This window comes from Candidatus Flexifilum breve (genome assembly GCF_016713355.1).
Genome location: NZ_JADJPI010000016.1, coordinates 97,545 through 112,237, shown reverse-complemented (window position 1 = coordinate 112,237; position 14,693 = coordinate 97,545). Strand labels below are relative to the sequence as shown.

The following is a 14,693-nucleotide window of genomic DNA, read 5'->3' as shown; positions in this document are numbered from 1 at the left end:
AGGAGCAAGGGAAACTCACGCCGGAACTCAGCGCGCAGTTGACCGCCGCGCAGTCGTCGAACGAACTCCGAAGATTTGTATTTGCCCTACCGCCCCAAGCGGCGCACCCGCGCGGAGATCGCCCGCGAAAAAGGACTGGCGGGTCTCGCCGATCTGATCCTCCAGCAGGCGCGCCTGCGCCAGACAGAAACGCAGATCGCCGCGCCGTACATCACCGCCGACGTGCCGACCGTCGACGCGGCGTTCGCCGGAGCGCGCGATATTGTCGCGGAAGCGATCAGCGACCATGCGCGCATTCGCGGCGGTGTGCGCGAAAAAGCCCTGAAGTGGGGCTTGCTGCGCAGCGAAAAGATCGCCGAGGCTGCGGACGAAAAGAACGTGTACGCGACCTACTACACCTATGAGGCGCGCATTGATCGGGTGCAGCCCTACCAAGTGCTGGCGATCAATCGCGGCGAAAGCGAAAAAATCCTGCGCGTGAAAGTCGAAGTTGCCGAGCGCGATTGGCTCATGCCCATTCACGCCGTCTACCGTCCAGATTCGCGTTCACCGCTGGCGGGACAGCTCGAATTGGCGATCACCGATGCGGCGAAACGCCTGCTGCTCCCGGCCATCGAACGCGATGTGCGCGCCACCCTCACCGAACAGGCGGAGACGCACGCGATTCAGGTATTTGCGCTCAATCTGCGCGGCCTGCTCAACCAACCGCCGCTGACGGGACACGTCGTCATGGGCCTCGACCCGGCCTACCGCACCGGCTGCAAAGTCGCCGTGATCGACGCCACGGGCAAAGTCCTCGCCACCGACACGGTCTACCCGCATGAACCGCAGCGCCGCTGGGGGGAAGCCAAGCAGAGTTTACAGCGGCTGATCAGCACGCACCACGTCACGCTGATCGCGATTGGCAACGGCACGGCCTCGCGCGAAACCGAGCAGTTAGCCGCCGAACTCACCGACGCCGACCGCCACTACCTGATGGTCAATGAAGCGGGCGCGAGCGTTTACAGCGCCAGCCCGCTGGCCCGTGCCGAACTCCCCGATCTCGATGTCACACTGCGCGGCGCGGTCTCGATTGCGCGGCGGGCGCTCGATCCATTGGCGGAACTGGTCAAAATCGAGCCGAAAGCCATCGGCGTTGGACTGTATCAACATGATGTCAACCAGAAGCAGTTGGCCGATAAGCTCGACGCGGTCGTCGAAGCGACCGTCAACCGGGTCGGCGTCGATGTGAATACCGCCTCGGTCGCGCTGCTCACGCACGTCGCTGGCATCGGGCCGAAACTGGCCGAACGCATCATCGAGTACCGTGACCGCGAAGGCGTCTTTAACAGCCGCGTCGAGTTGAAGCAGATCGCCGGGTTGGGGCCGAAAGCCTTTGAGCAGGCGGCGGGCTTTCTGCGCGTGCGGGCGGGCAAAAATCCGCTGGATGCCAGCGCCATTCACCCAGAAAGCTACGCGATTGCGACCGCCGTCCTCGAACGCGCGGGACTCGACCTCAAGACGCCGCCCGCCGAGCGCGCCGAACCGCTCAACGCCCTGCTTCAGCGCTACACTGTCGCGCAGTTAGCCGCCGAGTTGGGCACGGGTATGCCGACGCTCACCGACATCCTCGAACAGCTCGTCCGCCCCGGTCGCGATCCGCGCGAAGACTTGCCCGCGCCGATCCTGCGCAGTGACGTGCTCTCGGTAGAGGCGCTGCAAACTGGCATGCGGCTTAACGGCACGGTGCGCAATGTGGTCGATTTTGGCGTGTTCATCGACATCGGCGTGAAGCAGGACGGGGCTGCTGCATCGCAGCCAAATTCCGCGCGGCCACTCCTTGAGTGTCAGGGACGTGCTCGAAGTGGAAATTCTCAACGTCGAACGGGAACGCGGGCGCATCAGTTTGGGTTGGGTGAAGTAAGTCAGCGCGCCCGCGTGACGCACGTCACCGTGGCGGGCGTTTTTGTTTTCCAGCGATGCGGGTATGATCGCCGCAGTTACACAGGTGCGCAGCGGACAAGCGTCCGCAGTGGGCGCGATTTTGGGAGAACCATCAAAATGAAGCGGATTTTATTGATCGGGCTGGGGCTGCTGCTGCTCGCCTCAGTCGTGGTGGCGCAGGATGAACCAGAAGCAACCGCCACTCCCGCCACCGATATTGTCATGCCTGCCGATGTCGACGATGTCCCCGAGGGTTGGACGCTCGTGTGGAACGACGAGTTCACCGATCCGGCGATCAACCGCCGCCACTGGGGTTTCGCGACGGGGGGGAATGGCTTTGGCAATAACGAACGCCAGCATTACACCGACCGCCCGGAAAACGCCTATATCGAAGACGGCAGCCTCGTCATCGAAGCCCGGGCAGAACGCTATCGGGGCAACGATTACACCTCCGCCAAGCTGCAAACGCTCGTGCTGGCGGATTGGCTGTACGGGCGCATCGATATCCGCGCGCGCCTGCCCTATGGTCAGGGCATCTGGCCCGCCTTCTGGATGCTGCCCGCGCAAGGCACGTATGGCAGTTGGCCGAACAGCGGCGAAATCGACATCATGGAGCAGCTCGGGCACGAACCGGAAACGGTCTACGGGACGATTCACTATGCCGGGGAGTCCGGTCATCAGCAGTCCGGCACGCATTTCACACTGACCGAGGGCACTTTCGCCGATGATTTCCACACCTTCACCCTGATTTGGGAAGCGGAGCGCCCTGCGTTTGGTACGTCGACGGCGTGCTGTATCAGGAACTCACCGAGTGGTCGACGCCAATTGGGGAGTATCCCGCGCCGTTCAACCATGCGTTCTATCTGATTCTGAACTTGGCGGTCGGGGGCAACTGGCCGGGTTATCCGATGCAACCAGCGAATTCCCGCAGCGCATGTGGATCGACTACGTGCGCGTGTATCAGGCCAATCAATAGTGCAACGTAGCTGTTAATGCCGATTCCGAACCAATGCTATACTGAAGCGTGTGGTGGTTACCCCTGTAAACCATACGTCGTTAGGGATCTTTAGGGAGTGCTGTGTGAGTTACAGGACCCGTTCTATTCTTTTCAATGCACCGCTCGACTTTATCGTTGCTTCAGGTGCCTATCTCCTTGCCTTCTCCATCCGCCTCATCGGTGTGCCCAGCACCAACTTCCAAATCCAGTTTATCCTGCTCTCCGCGTTCATTCTCACGGTGAGTCTCTGGTTTTTTGGTGTGTATAAACAGTTGTGGGAGCATACGAGTGGCAACAGCACCACCGTTATTGTGCGGGCGGTTTTTTTGGTCGCCACAGCGCTTGGTATTGTCATCCTGGGTCTCGCGCCAGTTGCTCGCCCACTGCCCTTTAGTGTGATCGTAGTTGGAAATTTGCTGTCCTTGGGCGGGTTTATCGCCTTGCGCTATCGGGCGCGAATCGTCAACTTTACGAGTTTCGCCGCTCTCCTCCGCGGCAAACCGACGGCCGCGCCGACCAAAATACTAATCGTTGGCGCGGGAAAACTGGGTCAAAATACCGCCTACCAGTTATGCCAGAAGTCGGTGTTAAACACGTACACCATTGTCGGCTTTATTGACGATGATCGCGCCAAGCTCGGCATGTACGTTGAAGGCGCGCCTGTGCTGGGTGACCGCACCAAAATCACCACCATCGCCAAAACGCGGCAGATTGATCTGATCATCGTCGCTTTGGAAAATGTTCCGCAGAGTGAATTCCGCAGTATCCTGCGCGATTGTGAAAGCACTTCCGCCCGGTTGAAAATCATGCCTGATGTTGAGTCGGTGATCGACTCGAATGTGACCAAACCACTGCTGCGGGATGTAACGATTGAGGATCTCCTAGGACGGAGCCTTGCCACCCAGTCAGATGTCGTCGACCTCACCGCCATCCGTGAGAAAGTTGTACTGGTGACGGGCGCTGCCGGTTCCATTGGCTCGGAACTCTCACTGCAGATGGCCAGCTATCGGCCTACGCACCTGATTTTGCTGGATTCCAACGAGAGTGACCTCCACGATGTGCAGCTCGACCTGCGGTTACAGTATCGTGACATGCAAATCACACCCATTCTCGGGGACATCACCCAACCTGCCGAACTCAAGGCAGTTTTTGAGCAGTATCACCCCGAGATCGTCTTCCACTGTGCCGCGTACAAGCATGTGCCAATGCTCGAACGGTATCCGCACAAGGCTATTCAAGCGAACGTGTTCGGCACGAAAAACCTCGCCGAACTGGCCCATCAATTTCAAGTTGAACGCTTTGTGCTGATCTCGACCGACAAAGCGATCGACCCCTCCAGTGTGATGGGGGCAAGCAAGCGCGTGTGCGAACTCATCATTCACCATCTGCAAAGTGCATCCGGCACGCGCTTTGGTGCCGTGCGCTTCGGAAATGTGTTGGGCAGCCGCGGCAGCGTCGTGCCGATCTTTGAGCGGCAGATCGAGGCTGGTGGCCCCGTCACTATCACCCACCCCGAAATGACGCGCTACTTTCTCACCATACCGGAAGCGGTCAATCTGGTACTCCACGCTGCCTGTATGACGCAGGGCGGCGAACTGTTCGTCTTGGATATGGGAGAGGAAGTGCGGATTCTCAAGCTCGCCGAGCGGATGATCCGACTACGCGGACTGCGCCCCTATATTGATATTCCGATCGAATTCGTCGGCATACGACCGGGAGAAAAACTGCACGAGACCCTGTATATGGAGCACGAAGAAGCCACTCCAACGATCCACCCTCAGATTCTGCGTGTCGACTACTGGAAAGGTGAAGTCAAAAGCGATTTCTGGGAGCAGGTGCAGAACCTAATTGACCCGACCGGAAGTGATTCGCAAACGGCCGGGATCTAGTTCAATTACAAACCCCGGTCGCCTAAATCTCGTTCTACGCCACGGCCAATTTGGATGAGCTGGGATGTCAACTCATCCAAGTTGGCTTAGGTATATTTTTAATCATGGACCACGGTGTTCTGGCTTCATCCCCGACCCTATAACAGAGTAGATTTTTTTCAATTTCGCAGTTGACCGTGGATTTCTTTTGTAGAGAGCCTGTAGGGAAGAGTCAGAAGTTATTTTAGAATCAGCGTTTTGCTGACCTCACCCCGTTTCGCTCCGCTCAACTGCCCCTCTCCACAAGGAGCGGGGCAAGGTCACGGTGGGTTATGTCCCTCTGCCAACGGAGAGGGCCGGCTTACCCAGCAAACAGTGTGTGGTTGAGCATTTCAACAATTCTGAAATAGCCTCATGCCTCGTCCCTACAATTAAATATCTCCACTGATAGATCTTCCCTCCCGGAATTCAGGACAGAGCGCGCCAATGAGGCTCATCCCTCACTGGCGTTAGGTCTATCGTCTTCAGATCGTAATCACGCCGCGGTCGATCAGGTCAAAGACCGATTCATAGATGGCTTGCAGCGATGTATACCGCGGACGGTAGCCGATCAAACGCTGCGCTTTCGCGATGCTCGCATTTGGGCTGTGCGCGATATGATCCCAGGTAGCAAGGGCTTCCTCTTCGGGGACGGTCGTGCGCCACTGTTCCCACCCGAGATACGTCAGCCGCGCGGGCTGACCGAACCAGGACGCCACCGCTTCGGCATAACCACGCAGGCTGATCGCCGCCGGGGAGACGACGTGGAAATTCTCACCGCATGCAGTGCTCCAATTCGCCATCGCCTGCATGAACGACTGCGCGACATCATCGGCGTGCACGTGATGGACAGTCTCCAAACCGAGATTCGGCAGGCACAACGCTTCGCCGCGCGCCAGCACCCCAAAGACTTCCGGGTTGAAGTGCCCCGCCGGATTCAGCGGCGCCCACCCCGGCCCGACGATGTGCCCCGGCATGAGCACCGCCGCCGGAAACCCATTGCGCCGCGCTTCGTTGAGCAGATACGCTTCGATGGCCGCTTTCTGGATGCCATACTCGCCGAAGGGTTGGCGCGGCTGTTCCTCGACGGCGGGAACGACCGTGCTGTGACCATGCGCCCAGATCGTGCCGCAGTGCAGGAACTGCTGCACCTGCCCACGCAGCGCTTCGACCAGATGCTGCGCGCTCGCCAGTGTGAAGCAGATCATGTCGATCACCACATCCGCCTGCAAATCGCGGATGCGCGCCCCGAACGTGCCCGCCGCTTCTTCCGCCTCGCGATCAATGCTGATCTGCTGGACGCGCTGCCACGCGGCGTGCGGTTGATACGGTGCGCGCTGCCCGCGGCTCAAGGCGATCACTTCATGGCCAGCCTCGACCAGCCGGGGAATCAAATAAGTGCCTACATGCCCGGTGGCTCCAATGACGACGACGCGCATGCTTTCCCTCCGTGATAAATGTCAGCTCTCATTACTACCCATGATACCTTAGCCGCGCGGAATACGGATAGCGGACATTTTGTCAGCGCACGGCGCCGACCTGCGAACGGCCAGCAGTCCGGTGACCGGCTCAGGCGATTTGAAGGAGGCTGGAGAGCAAGGGTGGCGTGGAGGGCAGTGTGGGAATCGTAATTTCGACCAAAGCGGCATACCATAGTAGGCCAAAGACGAGCTTTTTACCGACCTACCGACCTTCTTCGAACGTTCACACAGGGCAGAATTATGAGCGCTTCTTCGACTATTCGCAAAATCGTGGTGACGGGTGGCAGTGGCAAAGCCGGGCGCGCCGTCGTCGCGGATTTACTGGATCACGGCTACGACGTCGTGAACGTGGATATCAATCCGCCCGCAACGCGGATCGTGCCGTTCCTGCGCGTTGACCTGACCGATTATGGGCAGGCCGTCGAGGCGCTGCGCGGCGCGGATGCCGTTGTGCATCTGGCGGCGATCCCCGCGCCCGACCTCATCAGCGACCAGCAGACCTTCTCCATCAACACCTTGAGCACCTACAACGTCTTTTCGGCGGCGGCGCTGCATCAGCATCAGCGCATTGTGTGGGCGTCCAGTGAGACCACGCTCGGCCTCCCGTTTGATGATCCTGTGCCGCACTATGCGCCAATCGACGAAGAGCACCCGCTCTACCCGCAGTCGTCCTACTCGCTCTCCAAAGTTGTCGGAGAAGAGATGGCGCGGCACTTCAACCGCTGGAGCAGCATTCCGATCATTGGCCTGCGCTTCTCCAACATCATGGAACCGCACGACTACGACCGCTTCCAGACGTGGCAGCATGACGCGCGTGTGCGCAAATGGAATCTGTGGAGCTATGTTGATGCCCGCGACGTGGCGCAGAGCAGCCGCCTCGGTCTCGAAAGCGATCTATCGGGGAGTCACGCGTTCATCATCGCCTCGGCGGATACGTGTATGCTGCGCACCAATGCCGACCTCATGGCGGAAGTCTTCCCCGGCGTACCGCTCAAACCGGGCACGGGCGACCACGATACGCTGCTCGGTGTGGACAAAGCACGGCAGATGCTCGGCTATGCGCCGGGACGCTGGTGGCGCTAACGTCATGCCGCTGACCGCGCGCCGCGCCACCACACAGGCGCTTGTGCTGGCGCCGTTTCTCGCCGATGCTGACTGGGCAGCGCTGCAAGCCGCCGTTCAGTCGGGTGCGGAGCAGCTCACGCTGCCCTGCTGCGAGGGCGGCGCGTATCTCCGCACGAGTCCGCGCGGGCTGCGGCATTTCGCGCACCTGCCCAACGCGACCGTGTGCGAAACGGCCAAGCGCGAAACCATCGAACATTTACGGGCGAAAGCCGAGATCGCGTGGGCGTGTCAGGCGCGCGGCTACGCGGTCACGCTGGAATATCCTTATGGCGACTGGCGCGCCGATGTCTACGCGGAGAAAGAGGGCGACCGCCGCGCCTTCGAGGTGCAGTGGAGCGCGCAAACACTCGCCGAGACGGAACGGCGCCACGCCCGCTATCAGCGCGACGGCGTGCGTGACTGCTGGTTTTTCCGCACGCTGCCGCCCGACTACCAACCAAACGGGGCGCTCCCGGCCTTAGCGCTCAGCGTGGACGCCGACGAGAGCACGGGAATACAGTTCCGCCGCCAGCTTGGGGCTGATCTGCGCGCGACTGAGATTTACGCGCTCGGCGCGTTCGTCGGCGACCTGCTCACTGGACAGGTGCGCTGGTGCGACCATGCACACGCTCACACCGTGCCGGACTGCGAGATCGTCGTCTTCTACACCCACTGCTACCGCTGCAGGAAAGCGGTCTACGTCTACAGCGTCGGCAATCCGCTCTCCGCGTGTGGTCTGGAAATCCGCCTCTCCGCCGACCAGCGCTTCAAACTCGGCTTAGACTCCGCGGTGCGCGCCGTCGTCCACGACTTTCTGGCCACGCCTGCCGGGCAGCGCCTGTCGATCAGCGTGGATGGGCGGCACTTTCAGTGTGGGCACTGCGGCGCCGACCAAAAAGACGCGCGCATCATCGAACTGAGCGAGCACGTACGGCAGGGGCTCGGCGACGTCGTCGCCCGCACGCGCCAGCCCGTCACCTTCACCCGCCAGTTGACAGTTGCATTGCCCCACTGGTGTTATCCCCGCGAAAATAACTTTTGCTGTAATCCATATAATTCGTGAAAATGCCAGCAGGCGAAGAATTTCCGTGATACTATTGCAGCGTTAGAATGAACTTGCTGATAGGCCAAACGCCGCACCATGACTCAGGCATCCGAGCCCCTGTCCCCTTCCAGTTCGTTGGCGGCCGAATACAAGCGGCTGGAACAACTCATCGACTATGCTGCCCAGGGACACGATATTTCCCGCTTCGGCGGACATGCCGTCCTGTATGTTAATCCTGACACCCACCGGATCATCGACAGCAACCTGTATGCGCTCAGCATGACCGGGTACACCCGCGATCAACTGGTGGGACTGCCCCTGGAAGATCTGGAAGTGCCAATCGGCACGGACGATACGCCGCGCACCTATGTCGAAAACTCTGTTGTCGAACACGTCTATATGTGCAACTACCGGCAGCGCAGCGGTCACTTGATTCCAGTCGAAGTGCACCGCCGTCTGCTCTACAAGAACGAAGACCGCGTACTGTACTACCGCATTGAGGATCGCTCGATGGTCAGCCGCCTGTGGCGGGAACTCCAGCGGCGCGAAGACGCGGGGTTTCAGTTTCAGCAGCGGCTTAAGGCACTCAACGAACTGACCATGGAACTCAGCCGCATCGACGCGCAGGACGCGCTGTGCTATCAAACCATCAAGCTGGGCGTCGAACGGCTGGGGTTTGACCGCATGGGCATGTGGTTCTGTAATGTCGAAAACGGGGAGATGGTCGGCTCCTACGGGATTGACGAAACTGGCACAATTCGCCCGGAGCATAATCAGCGCTGGCCGTTTACTGACACTTTCGTCACTGACTTTCTGGCGGGTCGCACCGAAGTGGTCGCGCGCTATGAGGAAGTCCCGCTCTTCAATGACCGCTCGGAAGTTGTGGAGTACGGCTGGCATCTGGCCGCACCCATGCAGCACGGGGCAGAACTCATCGGCATTCTGACCGTCGACAACCTGCTGCGCAAACAACCCATGAAGAATTACGAGCCGGAACTACTGCGCATGTACGGCATCACCGTCGGGCATCTGATGCAGCTCCGCCGCGTGCGCGATCAAGCGTTTGCCGTGCGTCTGGAACAGGCGCGTACGGGCATGCTGCGCGAATTCATTGCCAAAGTCGGGCATGACTTCAAAACGCCGCTCGCCGTCATCAACACCAGCAGTTTCCTGCTCCAGCGGCTCGACGATGGCGAGAAACGGGCGGCTCAATCCAGCCGCATTCAGCAGCAGGTGCGCCTCATCAGCCAGATGCTGGACGACATCCTCGAATTTGTCGCGCTGGAACGCGAACTGGTGCTGAACTACAGCCTGGTCGACCTGCGCCCGCTGATTCAGGATGTGATCGACGAACACGCGAGCGCCGCCGCTGACAAGACGCTCCAGCTCGAGGTGCAGCTCGACCAGACAACCATCATCCGCGTGGACAGCCAGCAGATCCGCCGCGCACTCAGCGAGCTGCTCAAGAACGCGATTCAGTACACACCGCCGGGTGGGCGCATCTGCGTGAGCGCGATCCGCTATCCGGAAGAAATCGGCATCCGCGTGCAGGACAGCGGCATGGGCATCAGCAGTCTGGCTATCGATAAAGTGTTCAAACCGCTCTACCGGGCGGATGAGGCGCGCACGGATCGCCGCACAGGTCTGGGGCTGCCGATCGCCAAAACCATCGTCGAAGCGCATCATGGACGCATCATTCTGGAAAGCATGCAGGGACAGGGCAGCACGTTCGAGATCATCCTGCCGCAAATATAGCACCGCCCTTGATCTGAGGAACCTATCGCTGTGCCCATGCCGACCCGCTCGCTCACCTACTCCCTCTCCGGTGCCGCGTCCACCGGGTGGGCAGCGCGGCCAATCGACCGCGAGGAGGCTCCATGACGCCCCAACTCACCCAACGACAAGCCTCCCTCGCGATGATGGTCGCCAGCAGCGCCCTCCTCGCGTTGATGCTGGCCTACACGCTGTTTCGCAGTGATTTCCCCCTCCCTGCCGACCTGCTCAAGCTGTCGACGGTCTCTGTCACCGGGCTGACGGTGCTCTACTGGCGGCGGCTGGAGTTCATCCGCCCGGTGTTCATTGTGGCTTCCACCCTGTTCATCGGCGTCGCCCTCCCCCCCGAGATGGTCGTGCGCCCGATTGCGCAGGCGGTCTTGTTTCCGCCGATCATCGCCCTGGTGCTGGGCGGCATCCGCTCGATCATCGGTTCGACCATCATGGTCTGGGTCATCCTGTTACTGCGCGTAGATGTGCAAGGCATGCTCGCGCCCTGTGGCATCTTGGTGAATGCCTTATGCGTGACCGGACTCGTGGTCGGACGCCTCATCATGGATACGGCGCGACGCAGCGCTGAACAGCAGCTCGCCGAAATCCGCCTCAGTGAGGAGCGCTACCGGGCTATCTCGCAGCTCATCTCCGACTACGCTTTTGGCTACACCGTCGACAAACAGGGGAAGATTCAGCGAGAATGGGCGACCGGGGCGTCACTGCAAACGCTGACGGGCTATGATCGCGATGATTTGGCGCAGATTACTAATCCGTATTCGCTCTACCAGCCCGCCGATCAAGTGCGCGCCCAAAGTGAAATTCAGGCGGTGCTGCGCGGGCAAACCATCTCCAGCGAATATGAGATCATCTCGAAAAACGGCGAAAAACGCTGGCTGTACATTCGTCGACTGCCGATCTGGAATCAAGACCGGACGCGTGTCGTCCGGTTCTACGGGGCGGCGCAGGATATCACCGAGCGCAAACGCGCGGCCACCGAATTGCAGCAGTTGAACGAAGATCTCGAAACTCGGGTGAGCCAGCGCACCGCCCAGTTGGAAACGCTCAACGCCGATCTCGAAGCCTTCACCTATTCGGTGTCGCACGATCTGCGCGCGCCGCTGCGGGCGGTTGAAACGTTCACGCGCGCGATTGAGGACCAGCACGCCGCTGACCTCCCCGACAAAGCCCGGCACTACTTTGAGCGTATTCAAGCCAACGTGCAGCGGATGAATGTGCTCGTCGAAGACCTGCTGCAGCTTTCACGCACGAGCCGCCAGCCTATGCGGCGCACCACCATCGACATGAACGTGCTGGTTGAGTTCGTGCTCAATGATCTGCGGGCGCACAGCGACGTGACACACGTACAGTTCACGGTGCAGCCCCTGCCGCTCGGCTGTGCCGATGAGTCACTGCTGCAGCAGGTGTGGATCAACCTGATCACCAATGCGATCAAATATTCTTCCAAAGTGACAAACCCAACTCTGGAAATCGGCTATATAATCAAAGGCGACCAGACGGCCTACTATGTCAAAGATAACGGCGCGGGGTTTGACCCGGACTACGCGCATAAACTCTTTGTGATCTTTCAACGCCTGCACAGTGACGCGGAGTTTGACGGTACAGGCATTGGCCTTGCCATCGTTAAACGCATCATCACGCGGCATGGCGGGCAGGTATGGGCGGAGGGTCAAATCGGTGCAGGCGCGACCTTTTATTTCACCATCGGGTCGGCGGCCACGCTGAACGGCTGTGCGGAACCCTAAAGCGGCGGCACCCCGCCTCAGGCTTTGGCTGGCAAAGACTCACCATCGTACTCGATTATGGCGCTCATTGAGGTTGATTCATGCCAGAACCCATACACGTGCTCATCCTTGAAGATCGGCGGGACGATGCCGAAATCATGGTCCTTGAGCTAGAAGCGGACGGTTACGAGGTCCGCTGGGTGCGCGTCGAAACCCCGGAAGCGTTTCTCGACCAGCTTGAATTCAACCCAGACATCATTCTCGCGGACTACACCCTCCCGCGTTTCACCGCGCCGGATGCGCTCGCCCTGCTGCAAAAGACCGGGCGCGATATTCCTTTCATCGTCGTGACGGGCAGCATCAGCGAAGAAGCAGCGGTCTTCTGCATGAAGCAGGGTGCCGCCGATTATCTGCTCAAAGATCGCCTCAGTCGCCTGGGCGAAGCCGTGCGCCATGCGCTGCGCACGCAAAATCTCCGCTTGGCGCAGCGCGCCGCCGAACGGCAGTTGATCGTGCTGGGGCACGCCGTCGACACGTCAATCAACGCGGTGGTGATGACCGATATCGGCGGCGTGATCACCTTCATCAATCGGGCAGTGCTGGATCTCTGGTCGCTTGACCCGGATCTGAGTGTCATTGGTACGCGCCTGCGCGACTTGCTGCGCGCGCCGGCTGAAACCGAGCGTTTGCTCGCGCATCTCACCCTGCAGCGCAGCATTAAAGGTGAGCTCCATTCCACGGCGCGCGCGGGACGGAAAATGGTGCTGCAGTATGCCGCAAATCAGGTGATCGACCCGACGGGCAAGCTGCTCAACCTGATGTTCACGTTCATCGACGTGACCGAGCAGAAGAAGGCTGAGGAGCTGCGCGCCGAATTGCAGCATGAGCGCGAACTACGCGAACTCAAATCGCGCTTTGTGTCGATGCTCGTGCACGATTTCCGCAATCCGCTCACCTCACTGCAAATGAGCCTCTCGCTCATCGAGAAGTACACGGAGACCTTCAGCCTAGACCAAATTCGCGAAAAACTGAGCGCAGCACAGCGCCAATCGGCGAACATCAACCAACTGGTCGATGATGTGCTGATGATTGGCAAAATCGAACACCTGTCGAGCATTTTCAGCCCGGAACAGGTCGAACTCGTCGGCTTCTGCCGCACGCTGTTCGAAGACGTTGCAGCGTCGGTCAGCGAACAGCACAACCTGCGCTTTGAGACACGCATTGAGGAGTTTCGCTACCCGGTCGACCCGGCGCTGCTGCGGCGCGCGCTGACCAATCTGCTGGCCAACGCAGTCAAGTATTCTCCGGCGGGCGGCAGCATCACCATGACGCTCAGCACTGAGAAGAACGCCTTTGTACTGCGCGTGAGCGACAGCGGCATTGGCATCCCCGAGGCAGATCAGAAACGCATCTTCGACGGCTTCCACCGCGCCAGCAACGTTGGCAGCATCGGCGGTACGGGTCTGGGCTTGGCCATCGTCAAGCAGGTGATCGTGACGCACGGCGGCTACATCACGTGTGAAAGTAAGCTCAACCGTGGGACGACCTTCACGATCACGCTGCCACTGGATAGCTAGCACCGGGCAAGGGGTCAGCCTGCCCGGCGCAGTGCTCCGAGAGTTAACCAGCCGCGGGCAGCGGCGCGCCACCCATATCATAATTCGGACCTAAAGCTTCCGCGGGAACCCAGAGCGCATTTGCATTACAGGCAATCCACAGGCGATAGTAACCATCCTGAGCGCCGATCACCCACCACGCTTTACCGACTTCCAGCACAATGTTCGTCGTTGTGGCGGGATCGGGACTGTACAGCGCGGTCGTGGTCGTTAAGACGCGCCCCTGCACTGCATTGGCCGGGAGGGTAATCAAACAGGTGGGCGCGGATGCCGAGCTGGACCCCGGCCCACCGGGCGGCCCGCTGACCGGTGTGATGGGCGTACTCGCCGTATCGCCCGTACAACTGATGGTCAAGCTGCTCGTATAAACCACCACACCGCTGATCAACGTATCGATCCGGAACTCAAACGTGAAGGGATAGCTGGGGAAAGGCTGTGCAAATGCCCCATAGACTTTTGTCCCGTTGGCCTGCTCCACGGGAAACGGTCCATTGGTCGTGACCACACCATTATCGATGTAGTTGAGCGTGAATTCGGCTCCAACCGGCAGGTTATTGAACTCCACATCCTGATTACTGAGATTTGCGTAGACGACGCCCGCCCCGGTCGTACAACTGTATGTCTTGTTGTTCAACCAGCGGCGGTACGCAAAACCGGTATCCACGTTGACGGGCGTCACGGGCGTACTCGCCGTATCGCCAGAACAGCTAATCGTTATGCTGCTTGAATAGACCACTAGCCCATCTATGATGGTATCGAGACGGAACTCGAACGTGAACGGGTAGGCCGGGAAAGATTCGGCAAACGCCCCGTAGGCTTTTGTCCCGCTGGTCTGCTCGACCGGATACGGGCCATCGGGCGTATTCACCCCATTGTCGATGTAGTTGATCGTAAACTGCGCACCGGCTGGCAGGTTGTTGAATTCGACGTTCTGATTATTCAGGTTCGCATAAACCACACCCGCGCCCGTCGTGCAGCTATAGGTTTTGTCATCAACCCAGCGCCGATATTGATTCCCCTCGGCGCTGACCATTATAAATGATTGCATGAGCACAAGAGTCAATGCCAGCACGGCGAACCGTGTCCAGAAACGACGCATAGCAGCTTCTCC

General features: G+C 59.8%; 9 protein-coding genes. 7 read left to right on the top strand and 2 right to left on the bottom strand.

The window, feature by feature from the left end; translation table 11 throughout:
* Positions 1-81 precede the first annotated feature (81 nt).
* Both IPK17_RS41065 and IPK17_RS15895 read left to right on the top strand, forming a co-directional pair.
* Positions 82-2,790: a helix-hairpin-helix domain-containing protein gene (locus IPK17_RS41065; protein ID WP_502748831.1), complete on the top strand. Its 2,709-nt coding sequence runs from the start codon at positions 82-84 to the stop codon at positions 2,788-2,790.
* Positions 2,791-3,003: 213 nt separating this feature from the next.
* On the top strand, positions 3,004-4,809 hold the full coding sequence (locus IPK17_RS15895; RefSeq protein ID WP_343418673.1) for a polysaccharide biosynthesis protein: 1,806 nt from the start codon (positions 3,004-3,006) through the stop codon (positions 4,807-4,809).
* A 503-nt stretch (positions 4,810-5,312) separates the two neighbouring features.
* Here the strand turns inward: IPK17_RS15895 and IPK17_RS15890 are convergent.
* On the bottom strand, positions 5,313-6,266 hold the full coding sequence (locus IPK17_RS15890) for an NAD-dependent epimerase/dehydratase family protein (protein ID WP_343418672.1): 954 nt from the start codon (positions 6,264-6,266) through the stop codon (positions 5,313-5,315).
* Between the two features lie 282 nt (positions 6,267-6,548).
* Here IPK17_RS15890 and IPK17_RS15885 point away from each other — a divergent pair, with 282 nt between their 5' ends.
* From IPK17_RS15885 to IPK17_RS15865, 5 genes are all read left to right on the top strand, one after another.
* On the top strand, positions 6,549-7,391 hold the full coding sequence (locus tag IPK17_RS15885) for an NAD-dependent epimerase/dehydratase family protein (RefSeq protein WP_502748828.1): 843 nt from the start codon (positions 6,549-6,551) through the stop codon (positions 7,389-7,391).
* Positions 7,366-8,475, top strand: coding sequence for a competence protein CoiA (locus IPK17_RS15880; RefSeq protein WP_343418671.1), 1,110 nt, complete (start codon positions 7,366-7,368; stop codon positions 8,473-8,475). The genes IPK17_RS15885 and IPK17_RS15880 overlap by 26 nt, the downstream gene beginning before the upstream one ends.
* Before the next feature lie 78 nt (positions 8,476-8,553).
* Positions 8,554-10,212 carry a sensor histidine kinase gene (locus tag IPK17_RS15875; RefSeq protein ID WP_343418670.1) on the top strand — a complete coding sequence of 553 codons (1,659 nt, stop codon included), beginning with the start codon at positions 8,554-8,556 and terminating at the stop codon, positions 10,210-10,212.
* Positions 10,213-10,334: 122 nt separating this feature from the next.
* Positions 10,335-11,987, top strand: coding sequence for a sensor histidine kinase (locus IPK17_RS15870; RefSeq protein ID WP_343418669.1), 1,653 nt, complete (start codon positions 10,335-10,337; stop codon positions 11,985-11,987).
* A gap of 80 nt (positions 11,988-12,067) precedes the next feature.
* Positions 12,068-13,543: a sensor histidine kinase gene (locus IPK17_RS15865; protein ID WP_343418668.1), complete on the top strand. Its 1,476-nt coding sequence runs from the start codon at positions 12,068-12,070 to the stop codon at positions 13,541-13,543.
* A 43-nt stretch (positions 13,544-13,586) separates the two neighbouring features.
* Here the strand turns inward: IPK17_RS15865 and IPK17_RS15860 are convergent, their stop codons facing one another.
* Positions 13,587-14,681 (bottom strand): hypothetical protein, encoded by a 1,095-nt coding sequence (locus IPK17_RS15860; RefSeq protein WP_343418667.1) that lies wholly within the window; start codon positions 14,679-14,681, stop codon positions 13,587-13,589.
* Positions 14,682-14,693 lie beyond the last annotated feature (12 nt).

What these genes read in the sequence shown, in the direction of transcription:
- IPK17_RS15890 (WP_343418672.1), bottom strand. Translation starts at nt 6,266, where the DNA reads ATGCGCGTCGTCGTCATTGGAGCCACCGGGCATGTAGGCACTTATTTG.
- IPK17_RS15885 (WP_502748828.1), top strand. Translation starts at nt 6,549, where the DNA reads ATGAGCGCTTCTTCGACTATTCGCAAAATCGTGGTGACGGGTGGCAGT.
- IPK17_RS15880 (WP_343418671.1), top strand. Translation starts at nt 7,366, where the DNA reads ATGCGCCGGGACGCTGGTGGCGCTAACGTCATGCCGCTGACCGCGCGC.
- IPK17_RS15875 (WP_343418670.1), top strand. Translation starts at nt 8,554, where the DNA reads ATGACTCAGGCATCCGAGCCCCTGTCCCCTTCCAGTTCGTTGGCGGCC.
- IPK17_RS15870 (WP_343418669.1), top strand. Translation starts at nt 10,335, where the DNA reads ATGACGCCCCAACTCACCCAACGACAAGCCTCCCTCGCGATGATGGTC.
- IPK17_RS15865 (WP_343418668.1), top strand. Translation starts at nt 12,068, where the DNA reads ATGCCAGAACCCATACACGTGCTCATCCTTGAAGATCGGCGGGACGAT.
- IPK17_RS15860 (WP_343418667.1), bottom strand. Translation starts at nt 14,681, where the DNA reads ATGCGTCGTTTCTGGACACGGTTCGCCGTGCTGGCATTGACTCTTGTG.